This is a genomic window from Pseudomonas cremoricolorata DSM 17059 = NBRC 16634, assembly GCF_000425745.1.
Taxonomy (GTDB): domain Bacteria; phylum Pseudomonadota; class Gammaproteobacteria; order Pseudomonadales; family Pseudomonadaceae; genus Aquipseudomonas; species Aquipseudomonas cremoricolorata.
In genome coordinates this window covers 494,115-509,208 of sequence record NZ_AUEA01000001.1, presented here as the reverse complement: position 1 = coordinate 509,208, position 15,094 = coordinate 494,115, and the positions used below count along the sequence as shown (strand labels likewise).

Sequence of the window (15,094 nt, the reverse complement as noted above, 5' to 3'; positions counted from 1 at the left end):
GTGCGGTTACAGCACCTGACGCAGGAAGGCTTGTGCCCGAGGGTCGTTCGGCGCGCTGAAGAACGCGCTGGGCGCTGCGTCTTCGAGCAGCTTGCCGTGGTCGAAGAACAGCACGCGGTCGGCCACTTCCCGGGCAAAGCCCATTTCGTGCGTGACGCAGACCATGGTCATGCCTTCCAGGGCCAAGGTCTTCATCACATCCAGCACCTCGCCGACCATTTCCGGATCGAGCGCCGAGGTCGGTTCGTCGAACAGCATCACCTTCGGCTCCATCGCCAGGGCGCGGGCGATGGCGACCCGTTGCTGCTGACCGCCCGAGAGCCGCGACGGGTACTCGTTGGCCTTCTCGCTGATACCGACTTTCTTCAACAGCGCCTGAGCCTTGGCTTCACGCTCGGCCTTGCCGCGCTTGCGCACCACTTTCTGCGCCAGGCACAGGTTCTCCAGCACGGTCATGTGCGGGAACAGGTTGAAGTGCTGGAACACCATGCCGACTTCGCGGCGATAGGCGTTGATGTCGGTCTTGGGGTCATCCAGTGCCAGGCCATTGATAGAGACATGCCCGGCGTCGAAGTTTTCCAGGCCGTTGAGGCAGCGCAGGAAGGTCGATTTGCCCGAGCCCGACGGCCCCAGCACCACCACCACTTCGCCTTTGCTCACTTGGGTGGTGACGTTGTCCACCGCACGCACCACCTGGCCGCGGGTGTCGAACACTTTCAGCAGGTCACGGACTTCAATCACTTTGCGCAAGCCTCCGCTCGAGCCGGCTGGCCAGGTGCGACAGCGGCAGGTTGATCAGCAGGTACAGGCCCGCCACGCAGAACCAGATCTCGAAGGTCGAGAACGAGGTGGTGATGGCTTCGCGACCGCTCTTGGTCAGCTCGGTGATGGCGATCACCGACACCAGCGAGGTGTCCTTGACCAGGCTGATGAACTGCCCGGCCAAAGGGGGCAGCACGCGCTTGAATGCCTGCGGCAGGATCACATGGCGCATCGACTGGCTGGCATTGAGGCCCAGCGAACGCGCCGCCTCGTTCTGCCCCTTGGCGATCGACTGCACGCCAGCGCGGACGATCTCCGCCACATAGGCGCCGGTAAACAGCGCCAGCGCCGCGACCCCGGCGAACTCACGGGAAAGGTTCAGCACCGTGCCGATGAAGAAGTAGAAGATGAAGATCTGCACCAGCAACGGTGTACCGCGCACCAGCTCGACATACACCGTGGACAGATCGCGCAGGGTCGGGTTGCTCGACAGGCGACACAATCCGGCAACCAGGCCAATCAGCAGCCCCGCCGCGCCGGACACCACCGACAGCCACAACGTGGTCCACAGGCCCCAGGCCAATGGCCCCGCGGCCCAGTGCCGGGTCACGCCGATGGCATCGCCCTCGGCCACATCGTCGCCGCGACTCAGTTGCAGGCTGTCGGCATCGACCTCGAGGGTCTGCGCATCGCCGCTTTCGCTGCTCAACGTCACCGTCGCCGTGCTGCCGGAGACGACGATCTCCTGCACCGAGCCGTAGTCGATGGCGCGTTGGGTTTCCTCGGCCTGATAGGCGAAATACTGCGGCACCCGATTCCAGCGCCATTCATAGGCCATCATCGAGGTCGACAAATACAGGCTGATCGCCAGTCCCACCAGCACCAGCGCGGTCAGCGCGTGCCAGGGCCACTGGGCTTTCTTGTGCTTGATCACAGCGTGCTCCGCGAAGCGCATAGCCCCAGGCGGCAAGCTGCAAGCCTCAAGCGGCAAGAAGAGGCAGCGTATCAGCGCCCAGCATCCTCTTGCCGCTTGCAGCTCGCAGCTTGCCGCTCAAAGCTTGCAGCTATCTCTTATTCCATTTCCTTGAGCCAGTCTTTGTTCTTGAACCACTTATCGTGAATACGATCGTAGGTCCCGTCATGCTTGATCTGGTGCAGGAAGTTGTTGATGAAGTTGATGCTGTCGTAGTCGCCTTTCTTCAGACCGAAGGCCAGCGGCTCGAAGGTGAAGGGTTCATCGAGGAACAGCAGCTTGCCAGCGCCGGCCTTCTCAACCGCCACGACGTTGTACGGAGCGTCGTAGACGAAGGCGTCGGCCTTGCCGTTGACCACATCCATGACCGCTTCCTGCTCGTTGTCATAGCCGTGGTACTTGGCCTTGCTGATCAGCTTCTTGGCGATCATCTCGCCGGTGGTGCCAAGCTTGGAGGTGATGCGGTACTTGTCACTGTTGAGGTCTTTGTAGCTCTTGATCTCGCCTTGCAGCTCCTTGCGAATCAGCAGGGTCTGGCCCACGACGATGAACGGTTCGCTGAAGTTCAGGCGCAGGTTGCGTTCCTGGGTCAGGGTCATGCCGCTGCCGATCATGTCGAACTTGTCGGTGAGCAGGGCCGGAATGATGCCGTCGTAGGCGGTGGAAACGGTTTCCAGCTTGACGCCCATGGACTTGGCCATGGCCTTGAGGATATCGACCTCGAAGCCGATGATCTCGCCGCGCTTGTTGGTCATCTGGAACGGCATGTAGGTCGGGTCCATGCCCACTCGCAACGTGCCGCGCTTGACCGCGTCATCGATGGCACCGGCCTGCGCGCAGGCTACTGCCGCGAGCGCAGTGACGCCCACCAGCAACCGCGAAAGGTATTTCTTCATCATCACCAAGTCCCCTAGCTGTAAAGGAGCGAATCTTATCGTTGGCTCGGCCCCAGGGGCTGTTGCCGTTTCAGCGCAAGCCGCGTTACTGCGCCAAATCTTGCCAGCCGAGGCGAAGGACGCAGAAAAGGGTCATTCCCTTTTCAAGTCCTTCAACGTTGGATGGCGCGATTTGGCGCGTAACCCGAAGGGCCGTGCCTGTTTTTTCGCACCTACCTCTCAAGCCGTGAGCGTGAGACGACGAAAAACAGGCGTCGGCGCGGTTGTGATGAAACGGCAACAGCCCCTAGATCGCCGGCGTGGCATTGCGGGGACGGATGCTAACGCATGGCGGCGCCAGCACCTAGCGCCGCTGGGGAGTTTACCGGGGCAGAAATGAATCGCGGGCGAATCGATCACTCGATTCACCCGCGAAAACTGTCGCAGAGCGGCGCAGCTCAGACGCCAACCAGACCTGCCGGCGCCAGAGGCTGGGGCTGCAACGGCAACAGCGGCGCGTGCGGATCGTTGCCGACCGAACTGCGCCAGGCCTCGAGCCAGCCCTCGTGCTGCTCGGTCCAGACTCGCTCGTGCAGACGCGACAGCGCCACCGGATCGCTCAGCAAGGCCAGGCGAGTGGCCAGGTCGATGCCCTCGGGGCCAACCTCCAGCGCCTTGGCGATACGCTCGCCACGCAACTGCTCGATGGCACCTGACTGACCGTGGCGCGCGGTGCCCATGGCACAGGCCAGAGCGTTCTGACGCGGGTCGACCACGGCGCGGACGAAACCGTCGCGCAAGGCGTGCCAGCGGTTTTCGTGGGCGTACTGGTCGGTCGCCAGCAGTTCGTGCGGCGTGGCGTATTCCTCGGGAATGAGGAACAGCTTCTCGTCCTTGGCCCGCAGGCCCAGGCGCACGCGGCTGGAAATCACCGACACCGGAATAGACAGCACCAACGAACCGACGATAGGCGCCAGCCACCACAGGAAGCTTGGATTCAGCCATGCCACCAGCCCGGCCCAGGCAAAGCCCAGCAGGGTCTGTGGACCATGGCGGCGCACCGCTTCGCTCCAGGGCGTGGAGTCATCGTCACGCTGCGGCGAGTTCCAGGTCGCTGCCCAGCCGAGGAACGCGGCGAGCACGAAGCGCGTGTGGAAGATCATGCGCACCGGCGCCAACAGCATGGAGAACAGCATCTCCAGCAGCATCGACAGGGTGACCTTGATGCGCCCACCGAACTCGGTGGCGCCCTTGGCCCAGATCAGGATGACGCTGAGCAGCTTGGGCAGGAACAACAGCACCACGGTGGTGGAGAACAGCGCAATGGCTTTCTCCGGGTGCCACTGCGGCCACAGCGGGTAGAGCTGGAACGGTTCGAGGAAGTACTGCGGCTCCATCAGCGTGTTGGTCGCCAGCAAGGCGGTCGACAGCACCAGGAAGAAGAACCACAACGGCGCCGACAGGTACGACATGACCCCGGTGAGGAACACCGCACGGTGCACCGGGTGCATGCCCTTGACCAGGAACAGGCGGAAGTTCATCAGGTTGCCGTGGCACCAGCGTCGGTCACGCTTGAGTTCGTCGAGCAGGTTCGGCGGCAGTTCTTCGTAGCTGCCCGGCAGGTCGTAGGCGATCCACACGCCCCAGCCGGCGCGGCGCATCAGCGCAGCTTCGACGAAGTCGTGAGAAAGAATCGCACCGGCGAAGGCACCCTTGCCCGGCAGCGGCGCCAGGGCGCAATGCTCGATGAAGGGCTTCATACGGATGATCGCGTTGTGCCCCCAGTAGTGCGATTCGCCCAACTGCCAGAAGTGCAGCCCGGCGGTGAACAACGGGCCGTACACGCGGGTGGCGAACTGCTGCATGCGCGCATACAGCGTGTCCATGCCCGAGGCACGTGGAGCCGACTGGATGATGCCGGCGTCCGGGTTGGCCTCCATCAGGCGCACCAGGCTGGTCAGGCATTCACCACTCATGACGCTGTCGGCGTCGAGCACGACCATGTACTTGTACTCGCCACCCCAGCGACGGCAGAAGTCGTCGAGGTTGCCGCTCTTGCGTTTGACCCGGCGCCGCCGACGACGGTAGAAGATGCGCCCGAAGCCCTTGGCTTCGCGGCACACTTCCAGCCACGCCTGTTGCTCGGCAACGGCGATGTCGGTGTCGTTGGTGTCGCTGAGCACGAAGAAGTCGAAGCGATCCAGCTCACCGCTGGCCGCCACCGACTCGAAGGTGGCGCGCAGGCCGGCGAACACCCGCGGTACGTCTTCGTTGCAGATCGGCATGACGATGGCGGTACGCGCATCGGACGCGATCGGCTCATTACCGGCACTGCTGCCGGAAATCTTGTACTTGTCACGCCCGGTGAGCAGCTCGAGGAAGCCCATCAACGCGGTCCAGAAGCCGGCCGAAACCCAACAGAAGAGGATGCCGAACAGAATCAGGATGGAGGTCTGCAAGGCATACGGCCAGACCTGCACGACGGTGTCCCACACCGGCTGCGAGGTGATCTCGTCGAGGTCGACGAACGACCAGCCCTGATACGGCAGGATGCCCTTCATGTACCAACCGGCGACCAGGGTCTGGCCGATCATCAAGGTCAGCAGGATGTAACGACGGATCGAGCCGACGGTCCGCCAGCGCGCCTTGGGCAGCTCGCGCTGCTCGGGTTGCGGGGCGTTGGTGCGGCCAGTCATGCGCCGCCAGATGCGCACCAGGATATTGGTGCGCCATGGTTCGGGCAGCACCAAGGTGCGCTTGATCGGCGGCGCCACCTTGAGGTTGAGCCGGCCATTGTCGTCGACGCCGAGCATCTCGGCGTCTTCCAGTTCGCTGGCACTGCCGATGTTCAGGCGTGTGCCGACCGATGCCTGCACGGCATCGGTGTCGGCACCGGCCGGTTGCCCGGCCAGGTGCTGGTGCAGCTCGCTGAACGAGGTGCAGTGGGCCAGCTCGGCGCGCTGCTGGTCGCTCAGCGGGAGGTGGGCCAGGTACTCGGCGAGCGAGACTGGCCGTGCGGTAGAGTTACTCATCGGCAGGCAACTGATAGCTCCAGGTCTCGGTCAGCACCTTCTCGGTGGTGGCCGGAGCCGGTGGGGTGGATGCTGCATCGGCAGCGGGTTGCTCGGCCGGCGCGGCAGCCTTGGCCTGTTTGGTCGCAGCCTTGTCGTGCTTGGTGTTTTTCTCGTGCTTGCTGTCGGCAGCCGGCTTGGCGGCCTCTACCGGCACGTCCTGCACCAGGGCGGCGCGCATCTCGGTGGATTTGCTCGCGTCCTTGACCTTCAAGCGCAGGGTCAGGCGCCAGCCCTTGGTTTCCGGGTTGTAGCGCAGGTTGTTCTCGACCACCTCGGCGTTGTCGCCGACGCTGACCTGACTGCGCACGGCGCTGTCTTCGGGCAAGCCCGCCAGTGCCGGACCTGCGAAGTCGACCAGGAAGGCCACGCTGCCGTCGGGCTGACGGATCAGGTTGGACTGCTTGACGTCACCGGTCGAACGCATGGTCTGGTTGACCCAGCCCAGGTCCTGAGCCTGGAACTTCGGCTCATCGATGGTGAAGTGCAGGCGGTAGTCGTAGTCGGCCGACTTGCCCGGTTCAGGCATGGTTTCGGGGCTCCAGAAGGCCACGATGTTGTCGTTGGTCTCGTCGGCGGTGGGGATTTCCACCAGATCGACGGTGCCCTTGCCCCAGTCGCCCTTCGGCTCGATCCAGGTGCTTGGACGCTTCTGGTAGTTGTCGTCGAGGTCTTCGTAGTCCTTGAAGTCGCGGTGACGCTGCATCAGACCAAAGCCACGCGGGTTCTCGACGCTGAAGTTGCTGACCGCCAGGTGTTTGGGGTTGTTCAGCGGGCGCCACAGCCACTCACCGTTACCACCATGAATCGACAGACCCTCGGAGTCGTGCAGGGCCGGACGGTAGTTGAGCACCTTCGACGGCTGGTTCGGGCCGAACAGGTACATGCTGGTCAGCGGCGCAACGCCCAGGCGGTTGACGTGGTCACGCAGGAACACCCGCGACTTGACGTCGACGATGGTGTCGTTGCCCGGACGCAGGATCAGCTTGTAGGCGCCGGTGGCACGCGGGGAATCGAGCAGCGCGTAGATCACCAGGTGCTTGTCGGTAGGCTTGGGTTTTTCCACCCAGAACTCGGTGAAGCGCGGGAATTCTTCACCCGATGGCAGCGCGGTGTCGATCGCCAGGCCACGGGCGGAAAGGCCGTATGCCTGGTCCTTGCCGACCACGCGGAAATAGCTCGCGCCAAGCAGGGTCATGATTTCATCCTGCTTGTCGGCCTTGTTGATCGGGTAAAGCACGCGGAAACCGGCGTAGCCGAGGTTTTCCGTGGCCTTGGCATCGTGCGGCACGTCGCCGAAGTCGAAGCGGCTCGGGTCGTACTTGATTTCCTCGACCTTGCTGGCGGTGACTTCGTTGATCTTCACCGGCGTGTCGAAGTGCATGCCCTGGTGATAGAACGACAGCTTGAACGGCGTCTTGTCGGCGCTCCATTCAGCCTTTTCCTGGAGGAAACGGATCTTCTGGTAGTCAGCGAATTTCATGTCACGGAACACCGCAGGCAGATTGCTCTTGGGTGCTTCGTACTTCTGGCCGGCCAGATCCTTCGCCTTGCTGGCAACGTCGTCAAGGTTGAATGCCCACAGCTGACCAGCGCTCATCAGGCCGACCAGGGCTACGCCTGCCAGGACTGCCTTGCGCAGCCGTTTCGCGGGAATTCTTGGTGCATTACAGGGACTTACGATCACGAGCAACCCTCGCCGAAAACAGATCATGAAACCAACGGCCAGCGACAATTGCCGGGTTGGCGAGCACTGTTCGGACCCCGTAAGGGCGTAATGATTCCCCAAACGGCTCCAGACAGTCCTCGAGTCAGAGTTAAACCGGCCTGCGGACGCAAGCCTTCGCAGCGCGCGATTATCCAGCAGGCCGCGTTACAACGCATCAGGGTGCCAGCACTATTTATCGTGAAAAATAGCGCTGAACCGGGATAACGAAAGGTTTTTTCGCTCAGATTTGTAACAGGAATGTTACAGGGCCATCATTGACCAGATGAACCTGCATATCGGCACCGAATCGGCCGGTGGCAACGCCCTCGTGTCGGGCCCGTGCCTGGGCCACCAGGTAGTCGAACAATTCGGCGCCCAGCGCCGGCGGCGCGGCAGTCGAGAAGCTTGGGCGCAGGCCGCTGCGGGTGTCGGCAGCGAGGGTGAACTGCGAGACCAGCAGCAGGCCACCGGCAACATCGCTGAGCGACAGGTTCATCTTGCCCTGGGGGTCGCTGAAGACCCGGTAATTGAGCAGTTTGTGCAGCAGCTTGTCGGCATGCTCGCGGGTATCGCCCGGCTCGACGGCGACCAGCACCAGCAAGCCCTGATCGACCGCACCGACCACCTCCCCGTCCACCTCGACACGCGCCTCGCGGACCCGCTGCAGCAAGCCCCTCATGCTTCTTCCAGAGGCAAATCGAGCAAGCGTCGGGCCATCTGGTCGGCGGCGCGTACCAGGGCGTCAGTGATGCCCGGCTCCGAAGCGGCGTGGCCGGCATCACGGATGACTTTCAGCTCGCTGTTCGGCCAGGCCTGGTGCAAGGCCCAGGCGTTGTCCAGCGGGCATATCACATCGTAGCGGCCATGCACGATCACCGCCGGCAGGTGGGCGATGCGCGGCAGGTCGCGAATCAGCTGGTCGGGTTCGAGGAAGGCATCGTTCATGAAGTAGTGGCATTCGATGCGGGCGATGGACAACGCGCGCTGCGGCTCGGCGAAGCGGTCGACCACCAGCGGGTTGGGACGCAGCGTGGCAGTGCGCCCTTCCCAGGTCGACCAGGCCTTGGCGGCGTGCATCTGGGCGATCTGGTCGTTACCGGTCAGGCGCTTGTGGAAGGCCTTGACCAGGTCATCGCGCTCTTCGAGGGGAATCGGCGCGATGTAATCCTGCCAGTAGTCAGGGAACAGGCGGCTGGCGCCTTCCTGATAGAACCACTGAATTTCCTGCGGGCGGCAGAGGAAGATGCCACGCAGGATCAGCCCATGGACACGCTCAGGGTGGGTTTGCGCATAGGCCAGCGCCAGGGTCGACCCCCACGAACCGCCGAACAGCACCCACTTTTCGATGCCCAAGTGCTCACGGATGCGCTCCATGTCGGCGACCAGATCCCAGGTGGTGTTGTTCTCGAGGCTGGCGTGTGGCGTGGAGCGCCCACAGCCACGCTGGTCGAAGGTGACGATGCGGTACAGATTGGGATCGAAGTAGCAACGGCTCTGGGCATCGCAACCGGCGCCCGGCCCGCCGTGAATGAACAGCACCGGCAAACCCTCGGGCGAGCCACTTTCATCGACATACAACACATGCGGCGCTTGCACGGCCAGATCGTGCCGGGCGTAGGGTTTGATCTGCGGGTACAGGGTCTGCATTGCGCACTCCGTGTGAGGATTTGGTCTGCCGGCGGCAATCATAAACCCGAATCGTCACTTTGAGCAGGCTGTCTGTAGCGTGCCGCGGGCGATCGCGCAGGGATATCGACCTGCGAGTCGCACCCTCAATGCATCATGGCGATATCACGATCGGCCGTGCGCCAGATCAGGCGCTTGGTGTCGTAGCCCTGCTGGCGGGCCTTGGCCAGCAGGTGCTCACGCTCCCAGGCCGGTACGTTGGCCGTGCGCGAGAGAATCCACAGGTACTTGCGATCGGGGCTGCCGACCAGCGCCGTGCGGTAGCGCTCATCGACGTAGAGAATCCAGTAGTTGGCGCGGGTCAGACCCGGCAGCAGGCGGCTCAGGCCATTGTCGAACTCCACCCACAGCTTGTCGCTGTGGCCTGCCGTTTGCGGGTCGGCATGGCCTTCGACGCGCAGCCATTCATCACCCAGGGTGCGGCAGCGGTTGAGCACATCGAGGCTGCCGTCGGGTTTCAAGTTGTAATGCGCCTCCGATTGCACGCAGGCGTCCTGAAAACGCATGGGCAGCCGCGCCAGCTCGAACCATTTGCCTTGGTAGCGCTTGAGGTCGACATTGCCTGCGGTATTCGGCGCCAGGGTGTCGCCGACTGGCGTGGCGCAGGCGCTCAGCAGCCCGAGCAGACAAGCCCCTGCCAGCAGTGGCAACGGCCTCACTGCAGGCCCTGCCCGGAATACATCAGTACCTTGTCGGCGGCGTACTGCACGCTGATGAAGCTCTGCTGATCGCCCCACGTGCAGCTGGTCATGCCCAGCGCGCCGGAACATTCGGTCGGTGTGCCCAACAGCTGTTCGACTTCAGCCTTGCTCATGCCGGACTTGAGCCGGGAATAGTTTTCCTGGTTGATCTTGCTGCAGGCCGCGAGGACGACGCACAGGGTCAGCAAGGCGAGAGAACGCAACGACATGGGGGAACACTCCTGGACACGGGACTCAGGCTGTAAGCCTGCAGCGTCCTTGGAGGGTGAAAATGCGTTCCGGTTCCGCGACCAACGGGGAATCCGGGCGTGCCATTGGTCGGATTGGCAGCGACGTAGCAAGACACCGGCCCGGCGACGCACCATGGCGTCGCCGGGCGGCAGCGCAAGGTCAGAAGCGCGAGCCTGGCTCGAGCAGGAAATCCATTTCCTCGCTGGTGCTCGGGCGCTCGAGCAGCAGGTTGCGGTGCGGGAAGCGACCGAAACGCTCGATGATGCGCTGATGCTGCTCGGCGTAGTCGAGGAACCCCTCGAACAGACGCCGGTTGGCCTCGGGCTGTTCTTCTAGCAGGGCCTGATAGCGCTCGACGCTGAGGTTCTGCCAGTCGAGCACCTCGGCATGTTCCAGCACCAGCAGCACGAACACCCGCTGGATCGGCAGCAGCTGGTAATCCCAGCCCTTCTGCAGACCCTGCATGGCCACCACCTGTGCGCGCCGGTCGCCGTCGAAGGCACGCGGCGTTTCGCGATAGAGCATGCGCGGCAACTGGTCGAGCAGCAGGATCAGCCCCAGCCAGCCTTGCGGGCTTTGCTGCCACTCATCCAGGCCACCGGCCAGCGCCTGCTCGACCAGCGGCTCGAACAGCGCGCGGGCGTCTTCGTCATGCTGCTTGCCGAACCACACGGTGCTCTTTTCGTCGGCGACGGCCTGGGCACTGCTGCCCCAACCGAACCACCACTCCAGCAACGGCTGCCAAGGTGCGAGCATGACTTACTCCTTGTGATACGCGGTAACGCGCTCGACCTCTTGCTTCGAGCCGAGAATCACCGACACGCGCTGGTGCAGGCTTTCAGGCTTGATGTCGAGGATGCGCTCGTAGCCGTTGGTGGAGGCACCACCGGCCTGTTCGATGATGAAGGACATCGGGTTGGCTTCGTACATCAGGCGCAGCTTGCCCGGCTTGCTCGGCTCGCGCGAATCACGCGGGTACATGAACAGGCCGCCACGGGTGAGGATGCGGTGCACGTCGGCCACCATCGAGGCGATCCAGCGCATGTTGTAGTTCTTTTTCAACGGGCCGGTCTCGCCTTCCAGCAGCTCGCCCACATAGCGCTGCACCGGGGCTTCCCAGTGACGCTGGTTGGACATGTTGATGGCGAATTCTGCGGTGGCTTCCGGCACCTTGATGTCTTCGTGGGTGAGCACGAAGCTGCCCAGTTCACGGTCGAGGGTGAAGCCCTTGACGCCGTTGCCCAGGGTCAGCACCAGCATGGTCTGCGGACCATAGATGGCGTAGCCGGCAGCGACCTGCTCGGTGCCCGGCTGGAGGAAGGCGTTTTCGTTGAGGGTTTCGTTCTGGCTCAGGTACTCGTGCGGGCAGCGCAGTACCGAGAAGATGGTGCCGACCGAGACGTTGACGTCGATGTTCGACGAGCCGTCCAGCGGGTCGAAGACCAGCAGGTAGGCGCCTTTGGGGTAGCGCCCGGGAATCTGGTAGGCGTTGTCCATTTCCTCGGAAGCCATGCCGGCCAGGTGGCCGCCCCACTCGTTGGCTTCGAGCAGGATGTCGTTGGAAATGACGTCGAGCTTCTTCTGCACTTCGCCCTGCACGTTTTCGGTGCCCATGCTGCCCAGTACGCCGCCTAGGGCGCCTTTGGACACGTGGTGGCTGATTTCCTTGCACGCACGCGCCACCACTTCGATCAGGAAGCGCAGATCGGCAGGGGTGTTGTTGCTACGGGTCTGCTCAATCAAATAGCGACTCAGGGTAACGCGAGACATGTATGGCTCCGACAGGATTGGGGGAGAAAAACCCCCGCAGTTTACAGGGTGAACAGCAAGCTAGCGAGCAATGCCCGTTGCCTGGCCGATCTGACGAAGAAAAGCCCGGGGAGTTCACCCCACCGGGCGGATATCGCCAAGGCCGCACGCTGCACGCGGGCGCGTGATGGGCACGGCTCAGTCGAGCGCGTTCCAGATTTCACCGGCGTATTCGGCGATGGTCCGATCGGACGAGAACCAGCCCATCCGCGCGGTGTTGAGTACCGCCATGCGCCACCACTGATCCGGCTGATTCCACAGCTCGTCGACACGTTGCTGAGCATCCCAGTAGGCATCGAAATCGGCGCAGACCAGGAAGCGGTCGTAGCCGACCAGGGCATCCATAAAGCCGCTGTAGCGCGACGGATCATCGGGCGAGAACACCCCGCCGCGAATGGCCTGGAACACGTCGTTGAGCCGGTGCGAGGCGCTCAACGCCGCGCTGGCGCCGAAATCGTCGGCACGTTTGCGCGCCTGCACCTGCTGCGCGGTCAGGCCGAAGATGAACATGTTGTCGGCACCGACCTGCTCGCACATCTCCACGTTGGCGCCATCCAGGGTGCCGATGGTCAGCGCGCCGTTGAGGCCGAACTTCATGTTGCTGGTGCCCGAGGCCTCGTAGCCGGCAGTGGAAATCTGCTCGGACAGATCTGCCGCCGGAATGATGCTCTCGGCCAGGCTGACGTTGTAGTTGGGCAGGAACACCACTTTCAGCAGGCCGCGCACGGTGGGGTCGTTGTTGACCACCCGGGCGATGTCGTTGGTCAGCTTGATGATCAACTTGGCCTGGTGATAGCTGGCCGCTGCCTTCCCGGCAAAGATCTTCACCCGCGGCGCCCAGTTGCCGCTCGGCTGGGAACGAATCGCCTGGTACAGCGCCACGGTGTGCAACAGGTTGAGCAACTGGCGCTTGTACTCATGGATGCGCTTGACCTGCACATCGAACATCGCCTCGGGATTGACCGTCACCCCAACCCGTTCCTGAATGATGCTGGCCAGGGCCTTCTTGCTGTGCAGGCGCTGGGCGGCGAACCGCTGGCGAAAGTCCTCGCGCTCGGCGAACGGTTCGAGGTTCTTCAGCAGCGTCTGCGGGCTATCGAGCAACTGCTCGCCGAGGTTGTCGGTGAGCATGCGCGTGAGCATGGGGTTGGCCTGGAACAGCCAGCGGCGGAAGGTGATGCCGTTGGTCTTGTTGTTGATGCGCTGCGGGTAGAGCTTGTGCAATTCGGCGAACACCGTGCTCTTCATCAGCTTGCTGTGCAGCGCCGACACGCCGTTGACGCTGTGCGAGCCGAGAAACGCCAGGTTGCCCATGCGCACGCGGCGGCCGTTGTCTTCCTCGATCAGCGACACCGCGCGCAGCACGTCGAAGTCGTGCTGGCCCTGGGCGCGCAGCGAATCGATGTGGTAGGCGTTGATCAGGTAGATGATCTGCATGTGCCGCGGCAACATGCGCTCCATCAGCGCTACCGGCCAGGTTTCCAGAGCCTCGGGCAGCAGCGTGTGGTTGGTGTAGGCCAGGGTGCCGACGGTGATTTCCCAGGCCCTGTCCCATGGAATCTCGTGTTGGTCGACCAGCAGGCGCATCAGCTCGGCGACGGCAATCGAGGGGTGCGTGTCGTTGAGCTGGATGGCCGCCGCATCGGGCAGGTTGAGCAGGCTGTCGTGCATGTTCAGGTGCCGACGCAGCAGGTCTTGCAGGGAGGCGCAGACGAAGAAGTATTCCTGGCGCAGGCGCAGTTCCTGACCGGCCTCGGTGCTGTCGGCCGGGTACAGCACCCGCGAGATGCTCTCGGCACGCGCCACTTCCGCCACTGCCCCAAGGTGGTCACCGGCGTTGAAGCGCTCCAGATGCAGCTCTTCCAGCGCGCGAGCGCGCCACAGGCGCAAGGTGTTGACGCTGGAGCCGCGCCAGCCCACCACCGGCGTGTCGTAGGCGACAGCCCGCACGGTTTCACCCGGCGTCCACACCTGACGCTGCTCGCCGTTGCTGTCGGTGAGCGTCTCGACCCCACCACCGAAGCTGATCGGGTAGATCACCTCGGGGCGCTCGAACTCCCACGGGTTGCCGAAGTCCAGCCAGTTCTCGGTCTGCTCCTGCTGCCAGCCATCGACCAGAGCCTGACGGAACAGTCCGTGCTCGTAGCGGATGCCATAGCCGTGGGCGGCGATGCCGAGGGTCGACATGCTCTCCATGAAGCACGCAGCCAGACGCCCGAGGCCGCCGTTGCCCAAGGCAGCGTCGGGTTCCAGCAGGCGAATGCGCTCAAGATCCACACCCAGGTCGGCGATGGCCTCGCGGGCGATATCCAGCAGGCCGAGGTTGCTCAGGCTGTCGTACAGCAGCCGACCGATGAGAAATTCCAGAGAGAGGTAGTAGACCCGCTTCTGGCTGCGCCGATAGGCGCGGCGGGTGTGATCCATCCAGTGCTCGACCATGTGGTCGCGGGCGGCCAGGGCCACGGCCTCGAACCAGTCGTGCTCGAAGGCGTGCTCAGGGTCCTTGCCGACCGAATAGGTCAGCTTGGCCAGCACTGCGGCACGAAACTCGGCTACCTCAGCGTCACGCACGTTGGATTCCTGGGTCATACGACATCCTCAGAGAAATTGACGGAAGCAGGGGGAGAAGTTGCAGACTAGACCCTTCTGACCGAAGGACCGTGGCTCGGTTCGAGGTTTTTTCCCACGCAGCGCCTTTGGGCAAATGGTTGTTCACATTTTGAGCAACTCGCGTATGATCGCGCGCCTCCGGACCGTGATCCGCCTGACCGTACCTTTATAACGATGAAAACCACCCTGATTGCCGCGGCCGAAGTCGACCGCCTGGAAACCTGGCAACGCTATGCCAGCCACATGTGCGGCGGCTGCCATTCGACGTGCTGCACCCTGCCTGTGGAAGTGAAGATCAACGACCTGATCCGCATCGGCGTGGTCGACGAATTCGAAAAATCCGAACCGCCGAAGTCTATCGCCAAGCGATTGCAGAAAGACGGCATCGTCGAGCGCTTCAACCAGAAGTCGGGCATCTTCACCCTGACCCGCATGAGCAACGACGACTGCCTGTACCTGGATCGCAAGAGCCGCCTGTGCACCATCTACGACAAACGCCCCGACACTTGCCGCAATCACCCACGGGTTGGGCCACGGCCGGGCTATTGCGCCTACAAGCCCAAGAAAGCCTGAAGTTGTGAGCTGCAAGCTGCAAGAACGAGCAAGAGCCTCGTAAGCCTTGCCAACACCGACCCACTCGAAGCTTGCAGCTTAAAACTCGAAGCTAA

The 15,094-nt window shown here is 63.2% G+C and carries 13 protein-coding genes; 1 reads left to right on the top strand and 12 read right to left on the bottom strand.

All coding sequences use genetic code 11. The annotated features are described in order from the left end of the window. Positions 1-6 precede the first annotated feature (6 nt). The 12 genes from H618_RS0102260 to H618_RS0102205 form a co-directional block, all read right to left on the bottom strand. A complete protein-coding gene (locus H618_RS0102260) occupies positions 7-741 on the bottom strand; it encodes an amino acid ABC transporter ATP-binding protein (RefSeq protein ID WP_028693517.1) in 735 nt (244 codons plus the stop codon). Continuing rightward, positions 734-1,717 (bottom strand): amino acid ABC transporter permease, encoded by a 984-nt coding sequence (locus tag H618_RS0102255; RefSeq protein WP_425414156.1) that lies wholly within the window; start codon positions 1,715-1,717, stop codon positions 734-736. Before H618_RS0102255 ends, H618_RS0102260 begins: the two co-directional genes overlap by 8 nt. A 116-nt stretch (positions 1,718-1,833) precedes the next feature. Continuing rightward, positions 1,834-2,631, bottom strand: coding sequence for a transporter substrate-binding domain-containing protein (locus tag H618_RS0102250; RefSeq protein ID WP_028693515.1), 798 nt, complete (start codon positions 2,629-2,631; stop codon positions 1,834-1,836). Positions 2,632-3,068: 437 nt separating this feature from the next. After that, positions 3,069-5,642, bottom strand: coding sequence for a glucans biosynthesis glucosyltransferase MdoH (gene mdoH / locus H618_RS0102245; RefSeq protein ID WP_028693514.1), 2,574 nt, complete (start codon positions 5,640-5,642; stop codon positions 3,069-3,071). Next, a complete protein-coding gene (locus H618_RS0102240; RefSeq protein WP_281169459.1) occupies positions 5,635-7,368 on the bottom strand; it encodes a glucan biosynthesis protein G in 1,734 nt (577 codons plus the stop codon). Before H618_RS0102240 ends, mdoH begins: the two co-directional genes overlap by 8 nt. 262 nt (positions 7,369-7,630) lie before the next feature. Next, a complete protein-coding gene (gene dtd, locus H618_RS0102235) occupies positions 7,631-8,068 on the bottom strand; it encodes a D-aminoacyl-tRNA deacylase (protein ID WP_028693512.1) in 438 nt (145 codons plus the stop codon). Continuing rightward, positions 8,065-9,036, bottom strand: a complete 972-nt coding sequence (gene pip, locus H618_RS0102230; protein ID WP_028693511.1) for a prolyl aminopeptidase — start codon at positions 9,034-9,036, stop codon at positions 8,065-8,067. The genes dtd and pip overlap by 4 nt, the downstream gene beginning before the upstream one ends. Before the next feature lie 125 nt (positions 9,037-9,161). Beyond that, positions 9,162-9,734, bottom strand: a complete 573-nt coding sequence (locus H618_RS0102225) for a lipocalin family protein (protein ID WP_028693510.1) — start codon at positions 9,732-9,734, stop codon at positions 9,162-9,164. Next, positions 9,731-9,985, bottom strand: coding sequence for an outer membrane protein assembly factor BamE domain-containing protein (gene bamE, locus H618_RS0102220; protein ID WP_028693509.1), 255 nt, complete (start codon positions 9,983-9,985; stop codon positions 9,731-9,733). Before bamE ends, H618_RS0102225 begins: the two co-directional genes overlap by 4 nt. A 181-nt stretch (positions 9,986-10,166) precedes the next feature. After that, positions 10,167-10,763 carry a DUF924 family protein gene (locus H618_RS0102215; RefSeq protein WP_028693508.1) on the bottom strand — a complete coding sequence of 199 codons (597 nt, stop codon included), beginning with the start codon at positions 10,761-10,763 and terminating at the stop codon, positions 10,167-10,169. A 3-nt stretch (positions 10,764-10,766) separates the two neighbouring features. Next, complete coding sequence (locus H618_RS0102210; protein ID WP_028693507.1) at positions 10,767-11,777, bottom strand: class 1 fructose-bisphosphatase; 1,011 nt, start codon at positions 11,775-11,777, stop codon at positions 10,767-10,769. 177 nt (positions 11,778-11,954) lie between these two features. After that, a complete protein-coding gene (locus H618_RS0102205; protein WP_028693506.1) occupies positions 11,955-14,405 on the bottom strand; it encodes a glycogen/starch/alpha-glucan phosphorylase in 2,451 nt (816 codons plus the stop codon). 195 nt (positions 14,406-14,600) lie between these two features. On the opposite strand from H618_RS0102205, the gene H618_RS0102200 reads away from it, so the two are divergent. Further along, positions 14,601-14,999, top strand: coding sequence for a YkgJ family cysteine cluster protein (locus tag H618_RS0102200; protein ID WP_028693505.1), 399 nt, complete (start codon positions 14,601-14,603; stop codon positions 14,997-14,999). Positions 15,000-15,094 lie beyond the last annotated feature (95 nt).

Excerpts from the sequence above, each read along its gene's own strand:
- H618_RS0102255 (WP_425414156.1), bottom strand. The coding sequence starts at position 1,717 with ATGCGCTTCGCGGAGCACGCTGTGATCAAGCACAAGAAAGCCCAGTGG.
- H618_RS0102250 (WP_028693515.1), bottom strand. The coding sequence starts at position 2,631 with ATGAAGAAATACCTTTCGCGGTTGCTGGTGGGCGTCACTGCGCTCGCG.
- mdoH (WP_028693514.1), bottom strand. The coding sequence starts at position 5,642 with ATGAGTAACTCTACCGCACGGCCAGTCTCGCTCGCCGAGTACCTGGCC.
- dtd (WP_028693512.1), bottom strand. The coding sequence starts at position 8,068 with ATGAGGGGCTTGCTGCAGCGGGTCCGCGAGGCGCGTGTCGAGGTGGAC.
- pip (WP_028693511.1), bottom strand. The coding sequence starts at position 9,036 with ATGCAGACCCTGTACCCGCAGATCAAACCCTACGCCCGGCACGATCTG.
- bamE (WP_028693509.1), bottom strand. The coding sequence starts at position 9,985 with ATGTCGTTGCGTTCTCTCGCCTTGCTGACCCTGTGCGTCGTCCTCGCG.
- H618_RS0102215 (WP_028693508.1), bottom strand. The coding sequence starts at position 10,763 with ATGCTCGCACCTTGGCAGCCGTTGCTGGAGTGGTGGTTCGGTTGGGGC.
- H618_RS0102210 (WP_028693507.1), bottom strand. The coding sequence starts at position 11,777 with ATGTCTCGCGTTACCCTGAGTCGCTATTTGATTGAGCAGACCCGTAGC.
- H618_RS0102205 (WP_028693506.1), bottom strand. The coding sequence starts at position 14,405 with ATGACCCAGGAATCCAACGTGCGTGACGCTGAGGTAGCCGAGTTTCGT.
- H618_RS0102200 (WP_028693505.1), top strand. The coding sequence starts at position 14,601 with ATGAAAACCACCCTGATTGCCGCGGCCGAAGTCGACCGCCTGGAAACC.